Origin of the sequence: Streptomyces sp. NPDC102274 (assembly GCF_044766385.1) — a bacterium.
GTDB lineage: Bacteria > Actinomycetota > Actinomycetes > Streptomycetales > Streptomycetaceae > Streptomyces.
In genome coordinates, this window is record NZ_JBIWLW010000014.1 from 156,394 (window position 1) to 172,686 (window position 16,293).

Here is a 16,293-nt window from a genome sequence, read left to right on the forward strand (position 1 = left end):
AGCCGCGGCGGTACCCACGGCGGACCGCGGCCGGCTCCCGACCGGAGGGTGGGCAGTGTGGCTCGAGACCGGCTGGCGCGACAGTCGACTGGCGAGCCGACGGGCGAGGTGCGCATGAGTCTGTCTCTGCGCTTCGCCGCCGGATCGCACAAAGGCATGATCCGGGAGGGAAACGAGGACTCCGGTTACGCCGGTCCCCGGCTGCTGGCCATCGCCGACGGCATGGGCGGCCAGGCCGCGGGCGAGGTCGCCTCCTCCGAGGTGATCTCCACCCTCGTACAGCTCGACGACGATGTGCCGGGTTCGGACATCCTCACCTCGCTCGGCACGGCGGTACAGCGCGCCAACGACCAGCTGCGCGTGATGGTCGAGGAGGACCCCCAGCTGGAGGGCATGGGCACCACGCTCACCGCCCTTCTCTGGACCGGCCAGCGCCTCGGCCTCGTCCATGTCGGCGACTCCCGCGCCTACCTCCTGCGCGACGGCGTACTGACCCAGATCACCCAGGACCACACCTGGGTGCAGCGGCTGGTCGACGAGGGCCGGATCACCGAGGAAGAGGCCACCACCCACCCGCAGCGCTCCCTGCTGATGCGCGCGCTGGGCAGCGGCGACCACGTCGAGCCCGATCTCTCCATCCGTGAGGTCCGGTCCGGCGACCGCTATCTGATCTGCTCCGACGGCCTCTCCGGCGTCGTCTCCCACCAGACGATGGAGGAGACGCTCGCCAGCTACCAGGGCCCGCAGGAGACCATCCAGGCGCTCATCCAGCTCGCGCTGCGCGGCGGCGGCCCCGACAACATCACCTGCATCGTGGCCGACGTCCTGGACGTGGAGTCCAACGACACCCTGGCCGGGCAGCTCAACGACACCCCGGTCGTGGTCGGGGCGGTCGCCGAGAACCAGCTCCCGCTCAGCTCCGCCGAGAACGCCGCCGCGATGCAGACCCCGGCGGGCCGCGCCGCCGGCCTCGGCCGCGCCGTACCGCCGCAGCCCGGCGGGGGCGGCTTCGGCCCGCCCGGCAGCGGCGACAGCGCCGGCTACGACGGAATGCCGCCCGGAGGGGGCTTCGGGGCCTACGACGACGAGGAGTTCGTCAAGCCCCGCCCGCGCCGCCGGTGGCTCAAGACATCGTTCTACGCCGTCCTCGCGCTCGCCATCGTCGGCGGCGGTCTGTACGGCGGCTACTACTGGACGCAGACGCAGTACTACGTCGGCGCCAACAAGGAGCACGTCGCGCTCTACCGGGGTATCAGCCAGGATCTCGGCTGGGTCTCCCTCTCGAAGATCGAGAAGGAAACCGACATCGAACTCAAGTACCTGCCGGACTACCAGCGCAAGCAGGTCGAGGCCACCATCGCCGAGGGCAGCCTCGCCGGCGGACGCGACAAGATCGATGAACTCGCCGTCCAGGCGTCGGCCTGCAAGAAGGACGAGCAGCGCCGTCTGGCAGACCGTGACGCCAGTGTGGTCACCGGCGAAGGACAGGCCGGCGGCACGACCGGCACGAACACCTCCGCGAAGACCACCGACACCAAGTCGAAAGCAGCCACTCCCACTCCGGGCCCCAGCCTCTCGGAAGAGGAGCAGAAAGTGGCCTCGAACTGCGGTAAGCAGTAGGAGCCGGCCGTAGGGGGCCTTTCACCACCATGAGCGTAGTCACCAACACGACCACCATCGGCGCCATCGAAGCACCGAGCCGCCGCAACACCGAGCTTGCCCTGCTCGCCTTCGCCGTCGCCATCCCGGTGTTCGCGTACCTGAACGTCGGGCTCGCGCTCAACGGCAAGGTGCCCACGGGCATGCTCGGTTACGGCCTCGGCCTCGGCCTGCTCGCCGGCGTCGCCCACCTCGTGGTGCGCAAATTCGCCCGCTACGCCGACCCGCTGCTGCTGCCTCTGGCGACGCTGCTCAACGGCCTCGGGCTGGTGCTGATCTGGCGTCTGGACCAGTCACCCCGGCTCATCCGGCTCGCCGAGCTCAGTTTCGGCGCCTTCAGCCCGTCCGCGACGAAGCAGCTGATGTACTCGGCGCTGGGCATCGCGCTCTTCGCGGCCGTCCTGATGCTCCTCAAGGATCACCGCATCCTCCAGCGCTACACGTACATCTCGATGGCCGCCGCGCTGTTCCTGCTGATCCTGCCCATGTTCTTCCCCGCCAGGAACGGCGCCAAGATCTGGGTCAGCATCGCGGGCTTCAATGTCCAGCCCGGTGAGTTCGCGAAGATCATCATCGCGATCTTCTTCTCCGGCTATCTGATGGTCAAGCGCGATGCCCTGGCCCTCGCCAGCCGCCGCTTCATGGGGCTCTACCTGCCCCGCGGACGCGACCTCGGACCGATCCTCGGCATCTGGGCCCTCTCGATCCTCATCCTGGTGTTCGAGACCGACCTCGGTACCTCACTGCTCTTCTTCGGCCTCTTCGTGGTCATGCTCTACGTCGCCACCGAGCGCACCAGCTGGATCGTCTTCGGCCTGCTGATGTCGATCGGCGGAGCCGTCGGCGTCGCCACCTTCGAACCGCACGTCCAGGCCCGCGTCAACGCCTGGCAGGACCCGTTCTCCTGCTACACCACCGACGGCGCCTGCCAGCAGATCGGCGACGCCCTGCTGTCCTTCGGCTCCGGCGGCACACTCGGCACAGGGCTCGGCCAGGGCAACTCCGACCTCATCGGCTTCGCCGCCAACGCCGACTTCATCCTCACCACCGTCGGCGAGGAGCTCGGCCTCGCCGGGACGATGGCGTTCCTGCTGCTGTACGGGCTGATCGTGGAGCGCGGCGTACGTACCGCCCTCGCCGCCCGCGACCCCTTCGGCAAGCTCCTCGCCATCGGCCTCTCCAGCGCCTTCGCCATCCAGGTCTTCGTGGTCGCGGGCGGCGTCATGGGGCTCATCCCGCTGACCGGTATGACCATGCCGTTCGTCGCGGCCGGCGGCTCCTCCGTACTCGCCAACTGGGCCCTGATCGGCATCCTGATCCGTATCAGCGACACCGCGCGGCGGCCCGCCCCGGCCCCGGCCCCCTCACCCGACGCCGAGATGACCCAGGTGGTCCGACCGTGAACAAGCCCCTGCGCCGCATCGCGATCTTCTGCGGGCTGCTCGTCCTCGCTCTGCTGATCCGGGACAACTGGCTCCAGTACGTCCGCGCCGACGAGCTGAACTCGCACGAGAACAACCGGCGCGTCCTGATCGAGCGGTACAGCAACGAGCGCGGCAACATCATCGTCGACGGCAAGCCCATCACCGGCTCCGTCAAGACGGACGACACCGACTTCGTCTACAAGCGCACATACACCAACGGGCCCATGTGGGCGCCCGTCACCGGCTACGCCTCCCAGGCCTTCGACGCCAACCAGATCGAGAAGCTGGAAGACGGTATCCTCACCGGCAACGACGACCGGCTCTTCTTCGACCGCACCCTGGGCATGTTCACCGGCAAGGAGAAGAAGGGCGGCAACGTCGTCACCACCCTCAGCGGCGCCGCTCAGAAGGCCGCCTTCGAGGGACTGGGCGACAAGAAGGGCGCTGTCGCCGCGATCGACCCCCAGACGGGCAAGATCCTGGCGCTGGCCTCGACCCCCAGCTACGACCCCGCCACGTTCGCCGGAAACAGCAGCAAGGACACCAAGGCCTGGGTCGGCCTGGACAAGAAGAACAACCCCGACGACCCGATGCTCAACCGGGCGCTGCGCCAGACCTACCCGCCCGGCTCCACCTTCAAGGTGGTCACCGCTGCCGCCGCCCTGGAGCACGGCCAGGTCACGGACATCGACTCGGCCACCGACACCCCGCTGCCGTGGATCATGCCCGGGACCACCACCCCGCTGCCGAACGAGGGCAACATCCCCTGCAAGAACGCCACGCTGCGCACCGCGCTGCGCGTCTCCTGCAACACCGTCTTCGGCAAGCTCGGCGCGGACCTCGGCAAGGAAAAGATGCTGGAGACCGCGAAGAAGTTCGGCTTCAACCAGGAGCAGTTCATCCCGGTACGCGCCGACGCCTCGGTCTTCCCCGAGGAGCTGAACGACTCCCAGACCGCGCTCTCCTCGATCGGCCAGTTCGACACCCGTGCCACCCCGCTCCAGATGGCCATGGTCACCGCCGCGATCGCCAATGACGGCAAGCTGATGAAGCCGTACATGATCGACCGTCTTGAGGCGCCGAACCTGGACGTGCTCGACAAGAACGAGCCCGAGGAACTGAGCCGGCCCCTCACCCAGGAGAACGCGCAGAAGCTCCAGAGCATGATGGAGACGGTCGTCAACGAGGGCACCGGCGGAAACGCGCGCATTCCGAACGTGACCGTCGGCGGCAAGACCGGTACCGCCCAGCACGGCGAGAACAACAGCAAGAACCCGTACGCCTGGTTCATCTCGTACGCCAAGGCGGACAACGGCTCCCCGGTCGCCGTCGCGGTCGTCGTCGAGGACAGCGGCGCCAGCCGTGACGACATCTCCGGCGGCGGCCTCGCGGCCCCCATCGCGAAGAGCGTGATGAAGGCCGTCCTCGACAGCAAGAAGTGACGCCGGTCACGGCTCACGTCCATTCCTGCACATTGCGATACCGGTCGTATATCAGGTCACCGTTACGGGCCAACCGCATGCGGAGTGCCCGGTAGCGTAGGCGCGAACAGCACACCGCCGGACCACACACGGGTGCGGTCGGGACTGACGGAGAGGGCTGGAACGTTATGGAAGAGCCGCGTCGCCTCGGCGGCCGGTACGAGCTGGGCTCGGTGCTCGGCCGTGGTGGCATGGCGGAGGTCTACCTCGCGCATGACACCCGGCTCGGTCGCACCGTCGCCGTGAAGACGCTCCGGGCGGACCTCGCCCGCGATCCGTCCTTCCAGGCCCGGTTCCGCCGAGAGGCCCAGTCGGCCGCCTCGCTCAACCACCCGGCGATCGTCGCGGTCTACGACACAGGCGAGGATTACGTCGACGGGGTGTCCCTCCCGTACATCGTGATGGAGCACGTCGACGGCTCGACCCTGAGAGAGCTGCTGCACTCCGGGCGCAGACTCCTGCCCGAGCGCACGCTGGAGATGACGGTCGGCATCCTCCAGGCGCTGGAGTACTCCCACCGCAACGGCATCGTCCACCGTGACATCAAGCCGGCCAACGTCATGCTGACGCGCACCGGCCAGGTCAAGGTCATGGACTTCGGCATCGCCCGCGCCATGGGCGACTCCGGTATGACGATGACGCAGACCTCGGCCGTCATCGGCACCGCCCAGTACCTCTCCCCCGAGCAGGCCAAGGGCGAGCAGGTCGACGCGCGGTCCGACCTCTACTCCACCGGCTGTCTGCTCTACGAACTGCTGACGGTCCGGCCCCCGTTCATCGGGGACTCCCCGGTCGCCGTCGCCTATCAGCACGTACGGGAAGAGCCGCAGACGCCCAGCGTCTTCGACCCGGAGATCACGCCCGAGATGGACGCGATCGTGCTGAAGGCCCTCGTCAAGGACCCCGACTACCGCTACCAGTCCGCCGACGAGATGCGCGCCGACATCGAGGCGTGCCTCGACGGCCAGCCCGTCGCCGCCACCGCGGCCATGGGCGCGGTCGGCTACGGCGCCGGCGGATACGGCGGCCCCCCGGACCAGCCCACGACGGCGATGCGCCAGGGCGACCCGGGCGGCCAGACGTCCATGCTCCCGCCCGTCAGGCCGGACGACAGCGGATACGGCGGCTACGACGACCGTCCGGCACGGCGCCGGCAGAAGAAGTCCAACACCTCGACGATCCTGCTGGCCGTCGCGGGCGTCCTGGTACTGGTCGGCGCCATCCTGATCGGCAAGTCGGTCTTCGGCGGCGACAGCGGCACCGCCGAGCTGGAAGTCCCCCAACTCGTCGGCAAGACGCTCACCGAGGCCCAACAGCTCGCGGACAACGCGAGCGTGAAGGTCGCGCAGTCCGGCTCGGAACGCTGCGACGTGCCCAAGGGCTCCATCTGCAGCCAGGTCCCGGCCACCGGCAAGATGAGCCAGGGCGAGACCATCCAGGTCGTCGTCTCGGAGGGTGCTCCGCAGGTCAAGGTCCCGGATGTCACCGACAAGCAGAAGCAGGGCGCGACGGACATCCTGGAGGCCGAGAACTTCACGGTCGACTACAAGACGGAGGAGTCGGACGAGGATCCCGGGACGGTGCTCTCGCAGGACCCGGAGGGCGGCTCCATGGTCGAGAAGCAGTCCAAGGTCACGCTGACGATCGCTACCAAGAGCCAGATTCCGGTTCCTCCGGTGGTCGGCGGACTCTACGACAACGCACAGAACCAGCTGCAGCAGCTCGGCTTCACGGTCGTACGGAACGACGTGGACTCGCCACAGCCCCTGGGCACCGTTCTTGAGCAGGACCCGAAGGGCGGCACCAAGGTCGACAACGGCTCTCAGGTCACCCTGAAGGTCTCCAAGGGCCCGCAGCAGCAGAAGGTCCAGATCCCCGGTGACATCCGCGGCAAGACCTTCGGAGAGGTCCAGGGCACGCTCCAGGGCCTGGGGCTCAATGTCGCCCTCGCGCAGAACTCGCCGAACGACCCCAACGCCATAGTGATAAACAGCGATCCCCAGCCCGGTCAGGAAGTCAACAAGAACGACACCGTCACCCTGACCACCATGGGCGGCCAGGGCAACGGTAATAACAACGGCGGAGGCGACAACAACGGAGGCGGCTTCTTCGGCGGCCCGTCCGGCGCCATCGTCCGTAACAAGAACTGACAAGCTGGACAGACAGAACGCGAACAGCCCCGGCACCCTTGCGAAGGGTGCCGGGGCTGTTCCGTACCGTCCCCAGGGGCGGACCCAGAGCTTGGGTGAGCCGGGCAGGCGGAACGTTGAAGCCAGGGCCCAGGGCCTGTCCGGACAGGCCCTAGCGAAGCTCGGGCGGGGGCGTACGGTTCTTGTCGACCTTCTCCGTACGCTCCAGCTCGGCCCAGACGATGTAGCGGTACTCCGAGGTGTAGACCGGCGTGCAGGTCGTCAGGGTGAGATAGCGGCCGGCCTTCTTCTTCCCCGACTCCTTGGGGATCGGCTGGAGGACGTCCACGTTGTACTTCGAGGTCTTCGGAAGCTCCTTGAAGACCTTGTAGACGTACCAGGTGTCGCGGGTCTCGAAGACGACCGGATCGCCGGTCTTGAGCTTGTGGATGTTGTGGAACCTCGCCCCGTGGCCGTCCCGGTGCGCGGCCAGCGTGAAGTTGCCCTTCGCGTCCCAGGGGAGCGCCGACTTGACCGGCTCGGTGTAGTAGCCGGCGATACCGTCGTTCAGCGACGAGGTCGTGGTGCCCTTCTTGACCAGCACCTCACCGCTGCCCATCGCCGGGACGTGCAGAAAGCCGATGCCGTCCTCGGAGTCGTAGGTCGGGGGGGCAGCACCCGGCTTCTTCTCCTGCGCCCAGCCGTTGCGTACGTCATCGCCCTGCTTGGCGGCCTCGCGGTCGGCCAGGACGTTCGTCCACCACAGCGAGTAGGCGACGAAGAGACCGAGCACCACGCCCGCGGTGATGAGCAGTTCGCCGAAGACGCTGACGGCGGCCGCGAGCCGGCTCCTGGGACGGAGGGCCCGTACCGGCGCCGAGGCGGTGGCCGCCTCCGGGGCCCGGCGCGCCGCGTCCTCCCGGCCCGAGCCCCCGTCCGGCGGCAGCGGTGCCTCGGCCTGCTCGTCGTGCTCGGTACTCGCTGCCACCGCACCCGTCCCCAAGTCCCTGAAGTCTGTCCGCGCGCGGACCGGGCGTCAGCCGACGAGAGCGTCGGGCTTGCCCTTGCTGCGCGGCCGTTCGTCCACCATCTTGCCCCACACGATCAGCCGATAGGTACTGGTGAACTCCGGGGTGCACGTCGTCAGCGTGATGTAGCGACCGGGCTCCGTGAAGCCCGAACCCGGCGGCACGGGACCGATCACGCTCACATTCGACGGTGACGTCTGCGGCAGGATGCTGGTCATGTCGTACGTGTAGTACGCGTCCCGCGTCTCGACGATGATGTCGTCGCCGGGCTTCAACTGGTTGATGTAGCGGAAGGGTTCGCCGTGGGTGTTGCGGTGGCCGGCCACCGCGAAGTTGCCCTGCTTGTCGGCGGGCATCGCCGTCTTGAGGCGGCCCTCGGCGTAATGGCCGACCATGCCGTGGTCGAGGACCTTCGACTTGCTGATGCCCTCGGCGATCGGCACGACGACGTCCAGCTTCGGGATATGCATGATGGCGAAGCCCTGTCCCGGCTCGAAGGCGCCCGGCTGCCGGTCCTTCGTCCAGCTGTCCTGGATCTTGTTCGTCTCCTTGCCGGCGTACTGGCCGGCCTGGACGTTCGTCCACCACAGCTGGTACGTGACGAACAGCAGCATCAGGACGCCGAAGGTGATGAACAGCTCGCCGACCGCCCGGCTGGCGATGACGGCGGGGCTCTCCTTGAGGGCACGCGCCGCGCGCCGCGCTTCGACCCGGGAGAGCGGCCGGGCGAGCGCCTGCTCCCCGGAGCCGTGCCCGGCGTCGGTCCCGGCGGGCTCGGCGCGTCTACGGCCCCGGCCGCCGCCCTTGGCGGCCCTGCGCCGCTCGGCCCGGCCCCCTGGCACGGACTCCGGCTCGGCCGCCCGGCGCGTGTCCGCCGTCCGGAGTCCTACGGTCTGATCATCCAGCCCGGGCTCAGGTACGGGTATCGGGGCCGGGTCGGCCGTCGGATTCGTACCGGCCCCGCCCGCGTAGTACGAGGGGGCGCCGGGCTCCGCTGCGCGGGGGGTTTCCGCCGCGTACTGGCGGTAGTAGTCGCCGGACCACTCCGGCTCCGGGGCCGGGACCGAGGCCGGGGCTTCCGGTGCGGACTCCGGCTGCCGGGGGCCCCGGTGCCGCCCCTGCTTCCGTACCGGCTGCTGTCCCAGCTCCTGCCCCTGACCCTGTCGTTGGCCCGGGAGCGGATCGTTCAGTGGGTCCGCCAGCCCGTCCACCGCCGCCTCGAACGCCCCGGAGACCTCGTGCCCACCCTGCTCGTACGAGGCTCCGTAACCCACTTCGTGTTCGGGGCGGAGTGCCGTCACGCGAGCGCCTTGCCCACCACCGGCGCCAGCCCCGTCGACCGGCCCACCGCACCCGGATCGCCGCACTGCGCCAGCCAGTTGGCCAGCATCAGATGCCCGTGTTCGGTGAGAACCGACTCCGGGTGGAACTGCACGCCCTCGACGGGCAGTTCACGGTGGCGTACGCCCATGATGATTCCGTCCGCGGTGCGCGCCGTGACCTCCAGCTCGTCCGGCAGCGCGGCGGGCTCCGCCGCGAGCGAGTGGTACCGGGTCGCGGTGAAGGGCGAAGGCAGCCCCGCGAAGACGCCCTTGCCCTCGTGCGTGACGAGCGACGTCTTGCCGTGCAGCAGCTCGGGGGCCCGGCCCACGACACCGCCGTACGCCACCGCCATCGACTGCATACCGAGGCAGACCCCGAAGACGGGCACCCCGGTCCCGGCGCAGTGACGCACCATCTCGACGCAGACACCGGCCTGTTCGGGCGTGCCGGGCCCGGGGGAGAGCAGAACGCCGTCGAAGCCGTCCTGGGCGTGAGCGGTCGTCACCTCGTCGTTGCGCAGCACCTCGCACTCGGCGCCGAGCTGGTAGAGGTACTGGACGATGTTGAAGACGAAGCTGTCGTAGTTGTCGACGACAAGAATGCGCGCGCTCATCCGGCTGCCCCCGCTCCCTCTCCGTCAACCGTCACGTCGTTGAACGGCAGCAGCGGCTCCGCCCACGGGAAGACGTACTGGAACAGCGCATAGACGACGGCGAGCGCCAACAGGAGCGAGAGCGCCGCCCGCAGCCACACGTTGCCCGGCAGATGCCGCCAGATCCAGCCGTACATGCTGTCCCTTCCGTCCGGTACCGCGCCAGGCGGTACGCCACCAGACTAAAGGGCTCCACCGACACATGGGCGGTTCATCGGTCAGCTGCACAGAGGTTCGGGGTTGCTCTTCGTCACAAGCGCCCGCGACGCGCGCTACCCGACCGACTTCGCGTAGTGCAGATCCACCGTGCCCGTGTAGCCCAGCAGCGTCTCCTTGTCGCGCTCGTCGACCTTCCAGCCGAGGCCGTACGCCTTCACGTACAGCTGGTAGTTCTGGATCGCCGGGGAGTCGGCGAGCGCCTCCCGGAGCTTGCCCTGGTCACCAACAGCGGTGATCTTGTAGGGCGGCGAGTAGACGCGGCCCTGGAGGATCAGTGTGTTCCCCACGCACCGCACGGCGCTGGTGGAGATCAGCCGCTGGTCCATGACGCGGATGCCCTCCGCGCCGCCCTTCCACAGCGCGTTGACGACGGCCTGCAGATCCTGCTGGTGGATGACGAGGTCATTGGGCTGCGGCTCGGGATAGCCGGGGTTGGCCGTGGCGTTCGGCGGGGCGTCGTCGAGTGTGACGGTGAGCGACTGGCCGGTGACCTTCTTGGTGCCCGCGTCCTTCTCCAGGGCGTTCAGCCTGGCTTCCTCGGCCGCGGTGGTGCCATGGTCGCGGCTGACGAGGCTGTCGATGTCGTGCCGTACCGCCGCGTTGGCATCGCCCAGTTCGGCGTTCTTGCGGTCGCGCTCGTGGATCAGATCGGAGAGCTTCAACAGCGAAGTGTCCGTACGGATGTTGGTGCCCTTGGCCGTGTTGAAGCTCGTCACGAAGATCAGCCCGGCGAGGGCGAAGACGGCAGCCGTGAGCAGCCGGACGGGCCGCCTGTTCGGTCGGCGGACCGGCCCTGGGGGAGAGTCGGCAGAATTGCTCAACGTACCCTTATCTCCTTAGGCGCCGCGGAAGCACTACGCTAACGGACGCCCGGGGGCGGCGGTGTTCCCCCTGCTCTCCGCCCCGGCACACCGTTTCAGTCCCCCTGCGCGGTCACGCAGCGCATCGACAGGAGAGTCCCTCGTGCCGAAGTCACGTATCCGCAAGAAGGCCGAGTTCACGCCGCCTCCGGCCGCGAAGCAGACGGTCAACCTCAAGCTGACCAACCGGAGCTGGGTCGCCCCGGTCATGCTTGCCCTGTTCCTGATCGGGCTGGCCTGGATCGTCGTCTTCTATGTGACCGAGGGCGATCTTCCGCTGCAGAGCTTCGGAAACTGGAACATCGTGGTCGGGTTCGGCTTCATCGCCGCCGGCTTCGGTGTCTCGACCCAGTGGAAGTAGCGGGTCCACCGCTCCACCGTCAAGCTCCGCCTCCACTTATCCACAGCGTTGTCCACAGCAGGGGAAAAGGTCAGACGATCTGTGGATAACTCCACGGGACGTTGACGCCGGTGTGACTACATCCCCCATTCTGATGGCGCGCTCGCCCCTTGTCGCTACTGGTCAAACCCACATCAGCGACAAGGGGCACGCACGTTCCCCACAGGATGCACAAGATCCGCCACACACTGTGGACAACTGTGGAGTACGGGCCGTCCTCACGAGGTCACGCTCAGGTGAGTGAGGCGGTTCTGGCCACGATCGTCACGACCGTCGCCACGAGCACCAGCGCGCAGGTCCCGTACTGCACGAAAGCCCGCCGCTCGCGAGGCGCGTGCACCATCCCTATGGCGATCACCACGCCCGCCACCAGCCCGCCGACATGCGCCTCCCACGCGATGTTGGACCAGGTGAAGGTGAAGAGCAGGTTCAGCGCCAGCAGGACGAGGACCGGCCGCATGTCGTAGTTGAGCCTGCGCATCAGCACGACGGTCGCGCCGAGGAGACCGAAGATCGCGCCGGAAGCGCCCAGCGAGGGCTGATTCGGTGCGGCGATGAGATACGTGAGGGCGCTGCCGGCCAGTCCGGAGAGCAGATAGAGCGCCAGAAAGCGGACGCGGCCGAGCGCCGCCTCCAGCGGCCCCCCGAGCCACCACAGCCCGAGCATGTTGAAGGCGATGTGCCAGATCTCCTGGTGCAGGAACATGGCGGTGACCAGCCGGTACCACTCGCCGTCCGCGACGCCGACGACCCGGTTGAGGCCGGGGCTGAAGGCGTAACCGATGAGGTCGAGGTCCTCGACGAGCCGATGCCGGTCGCCCACCGCGAGGACGGCGACGAACACCGCGACATTGATGCCCAGCAGGATCTTGGTGAGCAGCCGGGGATCGGCCGCGACCGTGCCTCCGGCGAGGGTGCGCGGCCGGTTGGCGGTCGCTCCGTGCCCCGTACCCGAGCCCTGCCGGACGCATTCCGGGCACTGGAAGCCGACAGAGGCACTGATCATGCACTCGGGGCAGATGGGGCGCTCGCAGCGCATGCAGCGTATGCCCGTCTCCCGGTCCGGATGCCGGTAACAGTTGGGCAGGCCTTCGGTGACGGCAGGCTGGTCCTGGCCTCCGTGGCCGCCTGGCGGGTGGTCCATCGGTTCCCTCGGTCCTCGTGACGGCGGACGGTGCCCGGCACGGCACAGCGCACCGCCCCGCCCGTCCGGTATGTAACCACTACGGACGGGCAGGGCGGGATGGTTCCCCGAACAGGGGAACCGAACAGTGTGCGAACGGTCAGCGCGTCTCGACGACGACCGACTCGATCACGACCTCCTGCAGCGGGCGGTCGGTGCGCGGGTTGGTCTGGGTACCGCCGATGGCGTCCACGACCTTCTTGCCGGCCTCGTTGGTGACCTCACCGAAGATGGTGTGCTTCCGGTTCAGCCAGGAGGTCGGGGCCAGGGTGATGAAGAACTGCGAGCCGTTGGTCCCCGGGCCCGCGTTGGCCATCGCCAGCAGGTACGGCTTGTCGAAGGAGAGGTCCGGGTGGAACTCGTCCTCGAACTGGTAGCCGGGGCCACCGGTGCCGTTACCCAGCGGGTCCCCGCCCTGGATCATGAAGCCGCTGATCACACGGTGGAAGACGGTGCCGTCGTACAGCCTGTCCGTAGTCTTCTGACCGGTCTCCGGGTTGACCCACTCCCGCTCGCCCTGCGCGAGCTCGACAAAGTTCTTGACCGTCTTCGGCGCGTGGTTCGGCAGGAGCCGGACCTCGATGTCGCCGTGGTTGGTCTTCAGGGTGGCGTAAAGCTGCTCGGCCACGATCTGCCTTCCGTAAGTCTTCTCTGACTCTCACGATCCTCGCACGGAAGGCGTGATCGCTGCCCGGCCGCTGCCCTCGAACGGGCTTTACGCCCGTCTTGGTGCGGTTTCGGGGCCGGATGGAGGTGGCGGGGAGGCGTCGGCAGAAGGCATGCGGGGGTGACAGCGGAAGCGAAGAGCTCGGGAGGGCAGCCGAAAGCGAGCAGTCGCGGAGAGGGCGGTGCGGTCACGCCGGAACCCGCGCATGCTGGAGGTAAGCGCGACATCGTCATCCATCAGTACGTACGGAAATGTACGTAGAGGACCGCGATGTCAGGACATCGCCCACGTCGTCTTCCATGACCCGGATGCCCACAACGCATGCCGAGACCGAGACCAGCAGGCATGATCTCGAAAAGGGTGGATAGGCGAAATACGGAACGCCCCCGAGGAGGATGATCCTGTGACCCGCATGGACAGCGTGCGCGCCGCTACCGGTTCGGCGAAGGAGAGCGTGCAGCACGCCGCGGAAGTGGTGGCCCCTTACGCCGGTTCGGCCAAGGAACAGGCCGCTCTGGCCAAGGAACAGGCCGCGCTCTACGCCCGCGAGGCGCGTGTACGGCTCGCCCCGACAGTATCGAAGGCCGCTCAGCAGGCTCGTGTTCAATACGGCGCCCGTGTGGCGCCCCGGGTACCCCCAAAGGTCGATGAAGCCGCTCACCGCGCCGCGGTGCGCACTCGTCAGGCCGCCCGTCAGGCGGCGGATTACACAGTGCCGCGAGTGAACCAGGCGGTGGCCACCGCACAGCCGGTGGCCGGACAGGCCGCGGCACGTTCCGCAGCCGCCCTGGCCGCTCTGCGCGGACAGGTCACGGCGAAAGAGATCCAGAAGCTGGTGAGGAAGCACGAGCGGCGGGCCAGGGTCGGCCGGCTGGCCAAGGGCCTGGCGGTCCTCGGCGTGCTGGCCGGTGGAGCTTTCGCCGCCTGGAAGTGGTGGGACAAGCAGGCGAATCCGGACTGGCTCGTGGAGCCGCCGGCCGCTACCGAGGTCTCGGAGCGTGGTCCGCTGACGTCCGTGGACGGCAGCCATGTGGTCGATCCGCTGGATCCGGAGGTCCAGGCGAAGCAGGCCGAGGCCGAGGCGTCGGAGAACGACCGGGACGACCGGGACGACCGCCCCTGATCACACAGTCCTTGATCACACAGACCACGTAGGTCACACAGACCATAGAGATCACGGAGATCACGGAGATCACGGAGATCACAGATCGGGCGTGGCACTCTCCGCGCCTGGAGTCGTGGTCGTCCGGGCTCTTGCCGTCCGCACTCTTGCTGTTCGTGTTCTCGCTGTTCGTGTTTTTGCTGTTCGTGTTCTCGCTGCTCGTGTTCTCGCTGTCCGCGTCGTCCTCGTCGCGCCACCGGCACACGGGGTTCGGCGACGGGCGCACCGGAGATGAGGGGCGCCGGGAGACCGCGGGGTTCCCGGCGCCTCACGCCGCGACGAGTGCCGCGTCGGCGGCGTACGCGCTCACGTGCGCCGCGCGGGCATCGGCCTCGCTCGGCATGGTCGCCGGCAGATGACGGACCGAGGGTGACGAGCCGTGCGCCTCCGCGTGGATACGCTGCTTGATCGTGGGCGGCAGCGACCGGCCGCGTGGCAGCGACCTGGGTACGGTCGCCCTGGCCGGAGTGGCCTCGGTGACGTGGTGCGCGGCGGCGGGTGCCGGCGCGGGCTGCTCGGCCGGCTGCTGCACGGCGTTGCCGGCAGCCGCGGCCGGGGCGGTCAGCCCCAGGGAGGCGAGCATCGCGAAGAACGCGGTGATGAAGACAGTCCACAGTTTCTTGACCTTGAAGGCGGCCATGACCCCTCGCTTTCGGGTTGGGCGGTTTACATACCTTCCTTATGATGTGGACGCATCTTGAAAATCCAGGGAGCTACGCCGCCGTCCGGCAGTTCTTCGGATGAACACCACTCGTACGGTCCAACCAGCCACGCGTAATCGTGTGCGGAGCACGCCCGAAATCGCATCAGAAGCAGCGCTTCCCCGCCGCCGACCGACGCGTACAAGCGCACGTCAGCGCCCCTCCAGCGCCTCCGACCCGCCCTCTTCACCGGCCGAGGCACAACCTCCGCTCCGCCGCCACCCGAAGCGATTTCCGCCGCGCGGGGGCCGCGCCCTGCTCGGCCCCGCGGATCACCCGCCTGCCGCTCAGGGCGCGCCGTATCGGCACAAACCGGAAAAGCTGATTCCTGGACAGCCGCTCGGCCCGCAACCCGGTTTGCCGCTCGGCCGCCCCTTCCCGGCAGAAGAGAAAGAGAGAGAACGCCATGACGCTGCGCCTGTCCCGAGAGCTCATACGCTCGCGGCCCGTCGTCGCCCTCGCCTCGGTGTGCTCCATGGCGGCGCTCGCCGCGCCCGCGCCCGCCCTCGCCGGCGGCGCTTCCACTGGCTCGGGCAGCGGCGGCATAGCCAAGCCGACGGTGGTGCTCGTGCATGGCGCGTTCGCCGACGCCTCCGGATGGGACGGGGTGGTGGAGCGGCTTCAGCGCGACGGCTATCCCGTCATAGCCCCCGCGAACCCGCTGCGCGGGCTGGCCAGTGACTCCGCCTACATCACCAGCGTCCTGAAGAGCCTCAAGGGACCGGTCATCCTCGCCGGCCATTCCTACGGCGGTGCGGTGATCGGCGAAGCCGCCGCCGGCAACCGCAACGTCAAGGCGCTCGTCTACATCTCGGCGTTCATGCCCGACAAGGGGGAGGCGCTCGGGGCGCTGGGCGCCAAGTTCCCCGGCAGCCGGCTCGATCCGGCGCTCAGACAGGTGCCGTTCCGGGACGGCGACGGCACGACGGGCACCGATCTGTACATCAGGCCCGACAAGTTCCACGAGGTCTTCGCCGCGGACCTCGCGGCGTCCACCGCCGCGCGGATGTCCGCCACCCAGCGCCCGATCAGCGCCGTGGCCTTCACCGAGAAGGCGGGTGCCGCCGCCTGGAAGACCATCCCGTCCTGGTTCCTGGTCGCCACCAAGGACCGGGCGATAGCCCCGGATCTGGAGCGCTTCGAGGCCAAACGGGCGGGCTCCCACACCATCGAGGTGAACTCCTCGCATGTGGCGATGGTCTCCCACCCCGGCACCGTCACCAGTCTCATCCTCGACGCCGTCCGCACCGAGGCCTCCGGCAGCCCGTCCCTGGCCACGACGGGCAGCACGACCAGCGCCACCGGCCTCATCGGCGTCGGCGCGATCGTCGCGGGCGTGGGCCTGATCGTTGCCGTACGCAGACACCAGGCACGCGGCCGCTGACCCCCGGAGCGCCCGCCCCTT

15 protein-coding genes are annotated in these 16,293 nt (G+C 68.6%); 7 read left to right on the top strand and 8 right to left on the bottom strand.

Annotated elements, in window-relative coordinates; translation table 11 throughout:
- The first annotated feature begins 114 nt into the window (after positions 1–114).
- The 4 genes from ACIRQP_RS20725 (at position 115) to pknB (ending at position 6,714) form a co-directional block, all read left to right on the top strand.
- Complete coding sequence (locus ACIRQP_RS20725; protein WP_403892009.1) at positions 115–1,620, top strand: Stp1/IreP family PP2C-type Ser/Thr phosphatase; 1,506 nt, start codon at positions 115–117, stop codon at positions 1,618–1,620.
- Positions 1,621–1,649: 29 nt separating this feature from the next.
- Positions 1,650–3,062, top strand: a complete 1,413-nt coding sequence (locus ACIRQP_RS20730; RefSeq protein WP_403892012.1) for an FtsW/RodA/SpoVE family cell cycle protein — start codon at positions 1,650–1,652, stop codon at positions 3,060–3,062.
- Positions 3,059–4,525: a peptidoglycan D,D-transpeptidase FtsI family protein gene (locus ACIRQP_RS20735; RefSeq protein WP_403892015.1), complete on the top strand. Its 1,467-nt coding sequence runs from the start codon at positions 3,059–3,061 to the stop codon at positions 4,523–4,525. The genes ACIRQP_RS20730 and ACIRQP_RS20735 overlap by 4 nt, the downstream gene beginning before the upstream one ends.
- Positions 4,526–4,692: 167 nt before the next feature.
- A complete protein-coding gene (gene pknB / locus ACIRQP_RS20740; RefSeq protein ID WP_403892018.1) occupies positions 4,693–6,714 on the top strand; it encodes a Stk1 family PASTA domain-containing Ser/Thr kinase in 2,022 nt (673 codons plus the stop codon).
- Positions 6,715–6,865: 151 nt separating this feature from the next.
- Here the strand turns inward: pknB and ACIRQP_RS20745 are convergent, their stop codons facing one another.
- From ACIRQP_RS20745 to ACIRQP_RS20765, 5 genes are all read right to left on the bottom strand, one after another.
- Entirely contained in the window at positions 6,866–7,681 is an 816-nt protein-coding gene (locus ACIRQP_RS20745; RefSeq protein ID WP_403892021.1) for a class E sortase, read from the bottom strand.
- Positions 7,682–7,729: 48 nt separating this feature from the next.
- A complete protein-coding gene (locus tag ACIRQP_RS20750; RefSeq protein WP_403892024.1) occupies positions 7,730–9,022 on the bottom strand; it encodes a class E sortase in 1,293 nt (430 codons plus the stop codon).
- Positions 9,019–9,657 carry an aminodeoxychorismate/anthranilate synthase component II gene (locus tag ACIRQP_RS20755; RefSeq protein WP_403892026.1) on the bottom strand — a complete coding sequence of 213 codons (639 nt, stop codon included), beginning with the start codon at positions 9,655–9,657 and terminating at the stop codon, positions 9,019–9,021. Before ACIRQP_RS20755 ends, ACIRQP_RS20750 begins: the two co-directional genes overlap by 4 nt.
- A complete protein-coding gene (locus ACIRQP_RS20760) occupies positions 9,654–9,833 on the bottom strand; it encodes a hypothetical protein (protein WP_403892029.1) in 180 nt (59 codons plus the stop codon). Before ACIRQP_RS20760 ends, ACIRQP_RS20755 begins: the two co-directional genes overlap by 4 nt.
- A gap of 135 nt (positions 9,834–9,968) precedes the next feature.
- The gene (locus tag ACIRQP_RS20765; protein WP_403892032.1) at positions 9,969–10,736 is read right to left on the bottom strand and encodes a DUF881 domain-containing protein; all 768 of its coding nucleotides are present in this window, start codon (positions 10,734–10,736) and stop codon (positions 9,969–9,971) included.
- A 142-nt stretch (positions 10,737–10,878) separates the two neighbouring features.
- On the opposite strand from ACIRQP_RS20765, the gene crgA reads away from it, so the two are divergent.
- On the top strand, positions 10,879–11,136 hold the full coding sequence (gene crgA, locus ACIRQP_RS20770; RefSeq protein WP_030350948.1) for a cell division protein CrgA: 258 nt from the start codon (positions 10,879–10,881) through the stop codon (positions 11,134–11,136).
- 271 nt (positions 11,137–11,407) lie between these two features.
- On the opposite strand, the gene ACIRQP_RS20775 is transcribed toward crgA, so the two are convergent.
- Together ACIRQP_RS20775 and ACIRQP_RS20780 are read right to left on the bottom strand one after the other, a co-directional pair.
- On the bottom strand, positions 11,408–12,319 hold the full coding sequence (locus tag ACIRQP_RS20775) for a rhomboid family intramembrane serine protease (RefSeq protein ID WP_403892035.1): 912 nt from the start codon (positions 12,317–12,319) through the stop codon (positions 11,408–11,410).
- Positions 12,320–12,458: 139 nt separating this feature from the next.
- On the bottom strand, positions 12,459–12,986 hold the full coding sequence (locus ACIRQP_RS20780; protein ID WP_382525231.1) for a peptidylprolyl isomerase: 528 nt from the start codon (positions 12,984–12,986) through the stop codon (positions 12,459–12,461).
- A gap of 442 nt (positions 12,987–13,428) precedes the next feature.
- On the opposite strand from ACIRQP_RS20780, the gene ACIRQP_RS20785 reads away from it, so the two are divergent.
- Positions 13,429–14,148: a DUF5324 family protein gene (locus ACIRQP_RS20785; RefSeq protein WP_403892038.1), complete on the top strand. Its 720-nt coding sequence runs from the start codon at positions 13,429–13,431 to the stop codon at positions 14,146–14,148.
- 307 nt (positions 14,149–14,455) lie between these two features.
- Here the strand turns inward: ACIRQP_RS20785 and ACIRQP_RS20790 are convergent, their stop codons facing one another.
- Positions 14,456–14,827, bottom strand: coding sequence for a DUF6344 domain-containing protein (locus ACIRQP_RS20790; protein WP_403892041.1), 372 nt, complete (start codon positions 14,825–14,827; stop codon positions 14,456–14,458).
- A gap of 467 nt (positions 14,828–15,294) precedes the next feature.
- On the opposite strand from ACIRQP_RS20790, the gene ACIRQP_RS20795 reads away from it, so the two are divergent.
- The gene (locus ACIRQP_RS20795) at positions 15,295–16,272 is read left to right on the top strand and encodes an alpha/beta fold hydrolase (protein WP_403892044.1); all 978 of its coding nucleotides are present in this window, start codon (positions 15,295–15,297) and stop codon (positions 16,270–16,272) included.
- The last annotated feature ends 21 nt before the right edge of the window (positions 16,273–16,293 follow it).

Coding starts and splice junctions, on each gene's coding strand:
- ACIRQP_RS20730 (WP_403892012.1), top strand. CDS start 1,650: ATGAGCGTAGTCACCAACACGACCACCATCGGCGCCATCGAAGCACCG.
- ACIRQP_RS20775 (WP_403892035.1), bottom strand. CDS start 12,319: ATGGACCACCCGCCAGGCGGCCACGGAGGCCAGGACCAGCCTGCCGTC.
- ACIRQP_RS20790 (WP_403892041.1), bottom strand. CDS start 14,827: ATGGCCGCCTTCAAGGTCAAGAAACTGTGGACTGTCTTCATCACCGCG.
- ACIRQP_RS20725 (WP_403892009.1), top strand. CDS start 115: ATGAGTCTGTCTCTGCGCTTCGCCGCCGGATCGCACAAAGGCATGATC.
- ACIRQP_RS20755 (WP_403892026.1), bottom strand. CDS start 9,657: ATGAGCGCGCGCATTCTTGTCGTCGACAACTACGACAGCTTCGTCTTC.
- pknB (WP_403892018.1), top strand. CDS start 4,693: ATGGAAGAGCCGCGTCGCCTCGGCGGCCGGTACGAGCTGGGCTCGGTG.
- ACIRQP_RS20795 (WP_403892044.1), top strand. CDS start 15,295: ATGACGCTGCGCCTGTCCCGAGAGCTCATACGCTCGCGGCCCGTCGTC.
- ACIRQP_RS20760 (WP_403892029.1), bottom strand. CDS start 9,833: ATGTACGGCTGGATCTGGCGGCATCTGCCGGGCAACGTGTGGCTGCGG.